General features: G+C 38.8%; 9 protein-coding genes and 1 pseudogene. 5 read left to right on the forward strand and 5 right to left on the reverse strand.

The features are described 5' to 3' along the window. Positions 1-139 precede the first annotated feature (139 nt). On the forward strand, positions 140-442 hold the full coding sequence (locus I858_RS16705) for a hypothetical protein (protein WP_162273633.1): 303 nt from the start codon (positions 140-142) through the stop codon (positions 440-442). Between the two features lie 187 nt (positions 443-629). Here I858_RS16705 and I858_RS17705 read toward each other — a convergent pair. From I858_RS17705 to I858_RS16720, 3 genes and pseudogenes are all read right to left on the reverse strand, one after another. Continuing rightward, positions 630-1,277 (reverse strand): annotated as a pseudogene (locus tag I858_RS17705) (ABC transporter ATP-binding protein). Continuing rightward, positions 1,264-2,811 carry a hypothetical protein gene (locus I858_RS16715; RefSeq protein ID WP_065524953.1) on the reverse strand — a complete coding sequence of 516 codons (1,548 nt, stop codon included), beginning with the start codon at positions 2,809-2,811 and terminating at the stop codon, positions 1,264-1,266. The pseudogene I858_RS17705 and the gene I858_RS16715 overlap by 14 nt, the downstream one beginning before the upstream one ends. Then, on the reverse strand, positions 2,808-3,629 hold the full coding sequence (locus I858_RS16720; protein WP_049694581.1) for a hypothetical protein: 822 nt from the start codon (positions 3,627-3,629) through the stop codon (positions 2,808-2,810). Before I858_RS16720 ends, I858_RS16715 begins: the two co-directional genes overlap by 4 nt. A 192-nt stretch (positions 3,630-3,821) precedes the next feature. Between I858_RS16720 and I858_RS16725 the strand changes: the two genes are divergently transcribed. From I858_RS16725 to I858_RS16740, 4 genes are all read left to right on the forward strand, one after another. Continuing rightward, a complete protein-coding gene (locus I858_RS16725) occupies positions 3,822-4,205 on the forward strand; it encodes a hypothetical protein (protein WP_049694580.1) in 384 nt (127 codons plus the stop codon). Positions 4,206-4,607: 402 nt separating this feature from the next. Beyond that, a complete protein-coding gene (locus I858_RS16730) occupies positions 4,608-5,036 on the forward strand; it encodes a hypothetical protein (protein ID WP_065524954.1) in 429 nt (142 codons plus the stop codon). 22 nt (positions 5,037-5,058) lie between these two features. Further along, entirely contained in the window at positions 5,059-5,622 is a 564-nt protein-coding gene (locus tag I858_RS16735) for a tyrosine-type recombinase/integrase (protein ID WP_065524955.1), read from the forward strand. A gap of 581 nt (positions 5,623-6,203) precedes the next feature. Continuing rightward, positions 6,204-7,352, forward strand: a complete 1,149-nt coding sequence (locus tag I858_RS16740; protein ID WP_049694148.1) for a replication initiation protein — start codon at positions 6,204-6,206, stop codon at positions 7,350-7,352. A gap of 423 nt (positions 7,353-7,775) precedes the next feature. On the opposite strand, the gene I858_RS16745 is transcribed toward I858_RS16740, so the two are convergent. After that, positions 7,776-8,000 (reverse strand): hypothetical protein, encoded by a 225-nt coding sequence (locus I858_RS16745; protein ID WP_049695019.1) that lies wholly within the window; start codon positions 7,998-8,000, stop codon positions 7,776-7,778. Between the two features lie 1,001 nt (positions 8,001-9,001). After that, on the reverse strand, positions 9,002-9,382 hold the full coding sequence (locus I858_RS16755) for a lipoprotein (RefSeq protein ID WP_049695204.1): 381 nt from the start codon (positions 9,380-9,382) through the stop codon (positions 9,002-9,004). Positions 9,383-9,775: the final 393 nt, after the last annotated feature.

The raw sequence follows: 9,775 nt of genomic DNA on the forward strand, positions 1-9,775 counted from the left end.
AAAAAGCGGTGGCAAAACGTTCGAAAATGCTGTCAGAGAAGCTTCTGAAGGGCTAAAGGGCGTGTCTACAATAACGCCAGAAAACGGCGTCACAAGCACACCGCCGCGGCGTCATGACGACGTCGCGACAGCCGTTATCTTGAAAAAATTGGAAGACATTGAAGAAGAGAATCGAAGTTTGAAGGAAGAGATGCGAAAACGGGATTCTTTGTTTGTAGAAGCCTTAGAAGAGATGAAGCATCAATTGGATCAGATAGAGGAACATCAGCAGCAGCTAGTTGCACCAATACCCGAAGAACCAGAGATAGATGCGTCAGAACAGTCCTCACAGGAGGAAGAAAGCGAATCTGAGCCGATAACGCCTAAAAAAGACACCGAGGTTTATGGCCAGGATCTGGAACAAATAAAGGGTACTGTTTTAGCGGAAACGAATGTAACTTAAGTGCAGTTAAGTTACATTTAAAACTCAAACTGCAGTAGCTAAGAGTGTCCATTAAAGATTGATAAATAGATGAGCTTTTTGAAATATATTGGATTACATGGTACTTGAATACAAAGGAGAGAAGAGGATCAGTTGATGATCTCTTCTCTCCTTTTGTATTCATAAACGTGTCTTTTTCCTGCTAAATTCACGTAGAAGGAATCAGTTTCGATTCCAACTTCTGGTTGTTGATTTGGTACACCTGGTCGCATAACAAGTCAATATCTTCGCTGTTGTGACTGGTCATGATGATGGTTTTCCGTTTTCCTTGAATTTCAACAATAACTGGCGGATGTTTTGGACACTTTCCGAATCCAACGCATTGAAAGGCTCATCCAGTATAAGGACTTCCTGCTTTTCCATGATCGCTTGGGCCAAGGCAAGCTTTTGCTTCATTCCCAGAGAATAGTTTTTCACTTTCTGCGACGCATCTGCTTTTAAGCCCACCGTCTCCATGGCTTCTTTAATTTCTGTTTCTCCGATCACATTCTGAATGGACGCTAATCTTTTCAGGTTTTCAAACCCCGTTTTATTCGCCAAATAGCCGGGCCGGTCGATGACAATCCCGAAACCCTTGGGAAATCAACGTCTTCAGTTCTGTACTCAGAGTCAATTACGATGGTTCCGCTATCCGGTTTCAAAAATCCACAGATCAGTTTAAACAAGACCGATTTCCCAGAACCGTTCGGTCCGACAATTCCATGAATTTTCCCTTTGGCAAATTCCGCATTCGCGTTCTCGAACAAGGAACGCCTTTAAAAGACTTGCTGATGTTCTTCACTTCAACGATCGACATGGCACTCCAACTCCTCAGTAAAATATATTCTTTCTCTTGTTGAAAATAAAAGCGACGATGCCCAGCTCACCCAGAAGATAGACCAATAAGATTCCCGTCGGTAATAGATTTCGTTGGCTTCCCCAGTCAAACTTCCTAACGCATTCAACCCAAAAGGAACAGGGACCTCTTGATGAATAAACGGAAGTCCACCTAAGATGAAAACAGCCAGGATAAGCACGCTATAAATGGGTTCTTTCCAGATGCACCTCACGATAAACGCCAAAAGGATGTAATTAAAAATCTGTAAAAATCCATTTACAAAATAGTGGTAACTCATCTCGATGACCGTAATCGGCACGTCGATGGAAAAGGTCATATTGACAGATTTCCCTTGTAAAACGCCAATGGCCAGAACGAGGACAAAGAGGAAGAACAGGAATTTAAGCACCTTGCCGGCCATTCCCTTGAGCAGGTTCAGAAACCAGACGTTCATCGATTTATACCGGATGAGGAGATAATAAGCCTGACTGCTCAACTGTTTATTCATGAAATCTTGAAAGTAGAAAACAATCCCTAAGAAAACGAGACAAAAAAATAAATAACTCAGAAGAGTATACCCGGTTTCAGAGACGCCATAAAAACGGAGGTAAAACAAATCCCAGACGGTCTGTGGCATCAACTCAAAATCCAATGCCGACGAACTGATTCCGAGTGTACACATCAGCAAGAAACTGAGGACCAGATAGTGCTCTTTCAAGCGTTTCTTCGCCTTTTCAATCCAGTGGGTTTTGAAATACACCACCACTCCAAAACATAAGCTTATCCCCAGTCCCAATACAAACAAGGCTGGAAGAAGAGAACCAAGATTGGCATACGCATATGCAGGGAAAATGTAATTTAAAACCTGCAGCCACATCCATTCAGAGGGAGGCTTTTTAAACGAGACAAGGATCCCGCTGAAGACCACGATATTTACTAAGAGAATCCCCTGTTTAGAATGAAAGAATAAGTGGACAGTTGCCAACAGACAATGGATAAACAAGAAAAAGAAAAAAAGAAGAATCACTTGTGAAAAAAGGGCGGTGAATGGCGAGTCGATGTATTGCTGTAATTGATAAATCCTGTAATTTCCAGGAGTGGACTGGGTGCTGAAATCACTCCAATTGAAATCAAACGGAATTTTAACCGTGACCAAGCTAGAAACAAAGAGACAAAGCGAAAAAAAGACGATAAGAGTGGGAATTATTTTTTTCATCGTATAAACGATCCATCCTGTGTAACTGCCTGTCCTCATGAGAACATCGTCTCTTCTTTCTGTGAGAACAATGTTACTGAAACTAAAAAGGAACAGAGGCAAGGCTAAATACAGCATTAAGAACGGGTCATTTAGGAGATCAAGTACAACATCCCATTTGTTCAATGGCAATTGATAAACGGTTGCCTCTGCCACAATGAAATTTCTGTTTTTGAAGCTGTATGGCAACAGAAAAAGGATGAAAAAGAACCATTTCCATGATGCAAACTCGTATGCCACGTGGTTGAGAAGCTTCATAGGAGATTGTCCAAGCGTTCAGCGTTTTCCTTTATGTATAAGAACAGCAACACACACATGAAAACTAAAAAGGCAAACGGAACAAAGGGCACCCAGAAGGATTGTTGGACAAAGCCGAATGGAAAGATGGAGTAATGGAACCTGAAGATGCGTAAACCAATTGCCCCTAACATAAAACTTCCCACCAGATAAAAGATATAAGGCAAGGCCAAGGCCAAGAAACGATTGTTCAACACAAGAAGCAACAGGAAACCGATGGACGCATAAAGCGCTGCATTTATTCCTATCCAGGTGGAATAGAAAAGGCCGTAAGCCAAGGGGCCATAGGCAAAGAGTTGGGTAAACGTGTGTTGAGATAGGGTGTATGATTCCGCAGTCAAATTGTTCAGGGCGAAGAAGCTCGTTTCTGCATTGGCAAACCCAGCCTGGATGTATTCATAGTGTGGCAACACATAGAAAGAAAGAAGAAACATAGTAAACGTGAACAAGAAAAAAATGCTGAAACACAAGAAGAAATTAGCGGAAAACTTCAAGGTTAAATAGTTCTTGATAGAAATCCTTGAACGTGTATAAAAAAGGAATCTATCGTCGATTTCCAGCGAAAAAGAACCCAAATAAATCAGCGCAACTAAAATTGGAAACGTTAGTTCCAAAATACCGCTTAATAAAAACGTAAAAATGTCATAAGAAGTTGAAAATTCGTAACTTCGGTGCACAATAAAAAAATAAATCAGCGGAAGGGATGCCAGAATCCCTACTGCGCAGAGGAATTTCCATGTGAGTTTATTGGTTATCTCTTTTGTAATTAAATACGCCACTATCATTCTCCTATCTAAGTTTGATCATATCTTGTCGGCACAACAAAAAAGGAGGTTACTGCTCTTTTTCATTCCACCTTTATATTGCAAGGTAATCTATTTATTTACATTATATGTTTATATTAGTATATTAAACAAGTAATTGTAATAATTTATTACAATTCATATTTTAAGGAAAAGGGGAATGCAATTATGAAAAAAGTTTTGGTCGGAGTCCTTTCTGCTTCTTTACTACTTACAGGAGGAGCTGTGACTTATGCAGGAACTGCATGGCAAAATAATATCAGCGTATACGTTCCGAACCATAACGGACCTGGTGGAAACACAAAGTACCAAACAAAAGCTACTAGTAGTGCTCAAGCTGGCTTAAGATTACACGCTACGCAAGGTGTGACGTTGGATGTAAGAACAAAAGGTACTAATGGTGCTGCTGCATGGAAAAGAGGGGTAAAAGGTGGAAACACTTATTCAGTTCCGAGTGTCACTGTATCTGGAAACCAAGAGCGTCTAGAATTTAGTAGCAATATTTTTGAAGGTAAAAACGTTAATGCTATTCTCGATTGGAGAAGTAACTGATCTATATTTCTAAATTAGTGAAGAGGCTTGAAATCTATTTTCTTTTAATATTTCTTTCATATGAAAAAGAGTGAGTGTTTCTTCAGAGAATCATGCACTCTTTTTCTATTTTCATTCTTATTTCTTTCCCCACTATTAAAATTTTAAGTGCTCATTTCAAGCTTTCTCTACTCACTTTGAATGTAACATAAGTCTAATTAAGTTACATTCAAACCCCTGAGTCTATTGACTTCGACGAAAAAACAAGCGAAACTAAACATACCTAAAAAAATGATACATTCAGATCGTTGATTCTACTGGGCTTGCTTTTCCTTGGCGGCGCTCTTTTTTCTTTTCTTTAAATTCCTTGAGTAGTGCAGTACATACGTATCTAACAATCAAATACAAAGGAGACTCGTAGCTATGAAAGACTATAGAATTGGAATTGCCTTATCCGTTGGGATGGCTATCTTATTGCTTGTCATCAATGCAGAAGTTTATCAAAACGTGATGTCGATTGCTTTGCCAATGATACTTCTTGTACTTCATGTTGTGGTCTATAAACAGTACCTGCGTGAGAAACGTTACGGCGTCTATTTTGGTTTTGTTTTGTTATTAGGGATTGTTGTTGTTTTCTCTTTTCCTGCCCTCACTCATCAACAAGCCGAAACAAAAGTCTCATCCAGCTATGACATGGAACAACTGGAGTTCACTACTGTTCCCGTAATCTCCTCGTGGAATCCGCTTGACCCCAAAGGGGCTTATCTATTCAGTGGAATTTCACGGACCGAAGGCAAGCTCGTGGTGTTCGTGAGTACAAAAACAGGGGAGGTTCATCAAACCAATCCTTGAGACGAAAGGAGTAACAGAGTTCATGACCAAACAACAAGAAATCAAAGATGTGCAGCCAATCCGTTCACTGGAACGCATTGAGGACATGAAATGGAGCTTGAAAAAGTGGTGCAGCGAACGAGATTATATTTTGTTTTTGCTCGGCATCAATTCCGGCTTGCGTGTTGGGGATCTGTTAGCCATCAAAATCCATGAGATCCAGGGCAAGAAAGTGGTGTCGTTGCGCGAAGGGAAGACCGGCAAACGGCGAACGATTCACCTCGGCAATATCTACGACGAACTGGATGCCTATATTCGCACGTTAGAGGGCGCTGAGTGGCTTTTTCCGAGTCGCAAGGGAAATGGACCGATTACACGCGTTCAAGCCTACAGACAGCTTCAGAAGGCCGCACAGATGGTCGATATCTCGGTGGGCATTGGCACGCACACCTTGCGCAAAACATTCGGCTATTGGCATTACAAGCAGTTCAAAGACATTGCCGAGCTGCAGAACATCTTGAATCATGCGCATCCGCAGATCACGTTGCGCTACATTGGCATTACGGACGAACAGATCGAGAGCAATTTAAAAACGTTTCGCCTGTAAAACTCCCAGATTTTATTCTGTGGAGTTTTTGTTTATGAAAAACCGTTTTTAAGGTGGTTTTTAGGCGTCTTAAAAACATTTGCTTGTATGTATTCAATTTAAACCTTAAAAACGCTTTTAGGGTGGTTTCTGTGCGTTTTAAGATGATTCAACATGCAAACAACAGCTGTCTTTTTCTAGGAACAGTTTTTTTGGGCTTGAAGTTGAAAGGTAACACTTTTGGTTCCATTTATTCCACCACCACCGTCTTGCGCGCGTATGCGTGTTGTTGGTGTTTTATATTACTTGTTTTAAATGTTTTAAGTGTTTTAGAGAAGGTCTGAGCCCTTGGTGCAACTGACTTTAATGAACCTAAACATCACACTTTTGATTCGAAACATCACACTTTTGATTCGAAACATCACACTTTTGATTCCTCAAACATCACACTTTTGATTCGAAACATCACACTTTTGATTCGAATTATCACAAGTCAATAATATGTGTTACCTGTTGTTTTTAAGAGGTTTAAAGGTTATTATTAAAACAATAAATATCGCACTATTTTTAAAAGTGATATTTAAATGCGAGGAGTGAAATGAATGGATTCAAATTATTTAGTTACACAGGGAAATCAATTGATTGAAGCTCGCCAAAAAAAACCACTAAGTACTAGAGAACAAAAAATTATTTTAACTATGGTTAGTATGATTGAGCCAACTGATGAAGACTTTAAAGACTATGTTATTTCCGTTCGAGAATTTCATGAAATGCTTGGATTAGAAGGACGAGAACATTATACGCAACTAAAGAAAATAGTAGAAGATTTGATGTCTAAAGTAGTGGAAATACCATCTAAAAATGATGGATGGGTAATGACCCACTGGGTGTCTAGAGCTGAATATGTAGATGGCTCTGGAACGATTAAACTTCGTTTTGCACCAGATCTTAAGCCTTACTTATTACAATTAAAAACAGCATTTACGTCTTATAAATTGAGTAACATTTTATCGTTGAAAAGTGGTTATTCTATTCGATTATATGAATTAATGAAAAAATGGCAGCACCTTGGCCGATGGGAGTATCCTGTTCAAGATTTGAAAGATAAGATTGGAATAGAAACTAATACTTACAAGCAATATGGCCACTTTAAATCTCGAGTTTTACAGCCTGCAGTTATAGAATTAAATAAAAAAACAGACCTTACTATAGAATTTAAAGAAATAAAAAAAGGGCGAAGCATCGAGAAGATTGAGTTTACTATCCGACATACTCCAGAAAAGGAAATTCAATTACCGAAAGACGAAAAGAAACAGGGAAAAGTTAAAAAACCCTCTAAATTTGAGCAAATACGCGCTCGATTAAACGAACAGACTGATGGTTATCGATTCGATACAGTATTCTTTGCACAGCTGCACCAAGGCGCGTCCCTTATCTGGAAAGAGGATGCCGAAAAGGAATTAGAATTCCTGATTCGCTACGTCAACGAAGAACAAAGCGTGAAAAATCCACTTGGATTCATCAAAGCCAAAATCACTTCGGCATGGGATGTTCATGAAGCAGGAGGGCACATTACGTTTGCGGATCTGCAGCCGATGAAAGAACGTCCAACCGGACGACAAGAAAGATTACCGGATTGGTTCACGTCTAGAGATCAACCTAAAGTCGCCGCCAAACCAAATCCTGAATTTGAAAAAGAGAAAGAAGAAACGCTCAAACGATTAGCCGCTAAAAAAAGAAAAGATACGTAAAATATGCTGCAGGCGTTCACGCCTTAAAAATCCGCCTTTGATTTTTCTGAAGACCAAAAATCAAAGGCGGATTTTTTTGTGGGTGCCTTTTCCTCTTTTTTAATTTGGTGAAGGTTCTTTTTTACATCCGAAGGCGACAAAGAGATGCCAGTCATCATCCCGATTTTGGGGTGGTGTATAACTGGGCACTGTCGGAATTTTTACCGCAGCGATCTTTTGTACTTGTCATTCTTTTTTCTAGCCATTTGTTTTCTGGATTTCCTTGAACAAGCAAAAACGAAAAGTTCAGCGAGAGTGCCCATTTATACGCAGTGATTTTTTTTCAAAAAATAACGACGTCCGCTGGATTTCCCGCAGGGGCTAAATCATCCAGAATAAACCATAGAAAACCGTCACTTAGGATTGATCTTTTTTATGTAAGCTTTACGCAACGAAGAATGAAAAAATAATGAAAAGTGAACCAACAATAAATATTGAACCTATAATTTTTCTTTTTTCTACCACATATTCCAGACCCATGAAGAAGAACATTAAAGATAGCCAAGCAAAAATAAAGTTCTCAAAAGGCTCAAAAGATGGATTAATTAATTTTAAAACCACTAAAATTAGCGTGATGATTGCTATCGAAATACTTACTTTACGTAACAAAAAATCCCCCCTAAAATTCTTAAGTGTATCGGCTCAAATAGTAACATAAAAAAATTTTACTTAATATTCTGTTTCTAATTCGAGTCTTAATTTTATCAACTTCGATCTTCTAGGTAGTTATAAAACTCCACTTTTTAAATCGTATCTCGAGAGAGAGCAAGATTATTTTTCTCTAACAAATGATTTAATTGCTTGAAATCTAATCTAGCTGTTTGAATTAATTGACTCACTTTTTCGCTGGTAATTTCAATGTCTTCACTTGCGAAAATTTACAACTTCTCGATTTTTCGAACTAACTCTATTGCTCTCTGTCTATATTCGGTATTGTCTAAATCAAGTCACAAAAAAAGTTGGTACACTTTTGTACCAACGTGATTATTTTTTGGTACAAAAGTGTACCAAAGTGATTTTTTCATGGTACAAAACTGTACCAAAATGAAAATTTAATGGTCCCACTCAAACACGAGGCTCTGCCTCGTCCCCCATTGGAAATGGGGGCACGTTTCCCTTATGCTCTTTCTCTGTTTTTGCTGGGTCCGTGAATTTTTCTGCATGATTTGAGCCCCTGCAGGAAACCCAGCGGACGTCGTTATTTTTTGAAAAAAAATCACTGCGTATAAATGGGCACTCGCATTGAATCTTGTTGTTCTGATTTTTTTTTTTGAAACGGACGAACCCATTCTAAAAAGAGAAGGGCATTTCCGAGGTGATCGACAGCAGCCAAAATTCCGGAGTGCCCAGTTATACACCACCCCAAAATCGGGGTGGTGATTGGGAAAAAATTGTCGCCTTCGGATGTATAAAATCAATCAATAAAAACGAAAAGAAGCACACGGATTTATTTAGCCATCTTGCCCAAATAAACGAAAACGAAAAAAAGAAAGCAAATGCCGATATCCAGCATCTACTTTCTTTTCTTCTCGCTTCCGATAACCTGTGATATGTAAACTTGTCTAATTATATTTAAAAGGGGCTTCTTTTTTTCTCTGTTTACTTATTATTTACTTTTTATTAATTAATGTTAACTTTTCTGTTTGTCCATTCCACGTAATCTCAACTTCTATTTCTTCGTCTTTTTGAATAACTGCACAGCCCTGACAGGCTCCTCTTCCAGTATTCGCTGTTCCCTTTACTAAAGGTACGTCGATTCCCGAAGAACTTCCCCCAGAGTATTTGATGCTATAATCCATGGTTTCCGGACCTGATTCTTCTCCTCTAAAGTTAATGGTGCCAGTTTGTTGCTGCTCAGTCGGATTAGAAACATCAACTACATAAAATACATCCCAATTTTCACTGCTGCCTGAAAAATTATACCGATCACTGCCGTTTCCACAACCACTCAAGATAAATAGTAAAATTATTAATGAAATACTTTTTTTCATTCGTCTTCCTCCTAGGAATTAATAATTTTCTGTACTGAGTTCTGTTATCAATATACCAAAATAAACCAATCCTTAATATAAAAAGTGGAATATTCATTCTTCTCTATTCTGAAATTCGTGCACTTAACTATTTCTTCATTTTTACAAACTCAATTTTGAAAAAGAGATGCAAGCATAACGGAACTCTTATAACATGAAAATAAAAGAGGTGGTGAGCGATTGATGATGACTCCCAGTGAAGTTTGTAAACAATTAAGTATTTCTACTTCGACGTTACGAAAGTACAGCCTTCGCTTTGAATCGGAAGGGATTCTTTTTAAAAGAAACAAAAGTAATAGCCGAATTTACACCGTCACAGAGGTCGCGGCGTTACGGGAGTCTATGACGCTCACA

The sequence above is a fragment of the Planococcus versutus genome, from assembly GCF_001186155.3.
GTDB classification, from domain to species: domain Bacteria; phylum Bacillota; class Bacilli; order Bacillales_A; family Planococcaceae; genus Planococcus; species Planococcus versutus.

Excerpts from the sequence above, each read along its gene's own strand:
- I858_RS16725 (WP_049694580.1), top strand. The coding sequence starts at position 3,822 with ATGAAAAAAGTTTTGGTCGGAGTCCTTTCTGCTTCTTTACTACTTACA.
- I858_RS16740 (WP_049694148.1), top strand. The coding sequence starts at position 6,204 with ATGGATTCAAATTATTTAGTTACACAGGGAAATCAATTGATTGAAGCT.
- I858_RS16755 (WP_049695204.1), bottom strand. The coding sequence starts at position 9,382 with ATGAAAAAAAGTATTTCATTAATAATTTTACTATTTATCTTGAGTGGT.
- I858_RS16715 (WP_065524953.1), bottom strand. The coding sequence starts at position 2,811 with ATGAAGCTTCTCAACCACGTGGCATACGAGTTTGCATCATGGAAATGG.
- I858_RS16730 (WP_065524954.1), top strand. The coding sequence starts at position 4,608 with ATGAAAGACTATAGAATTGGAATTGCCTTATCCGTTGGGATGGCTATC.
- I858_RS16735 (WP_065524955.1), top strand. The coding sequence starts at position 5,059 with ATGACCAAACAACAAGAAATCAAAGATGTGCAGCCAATCCGTTCACTG.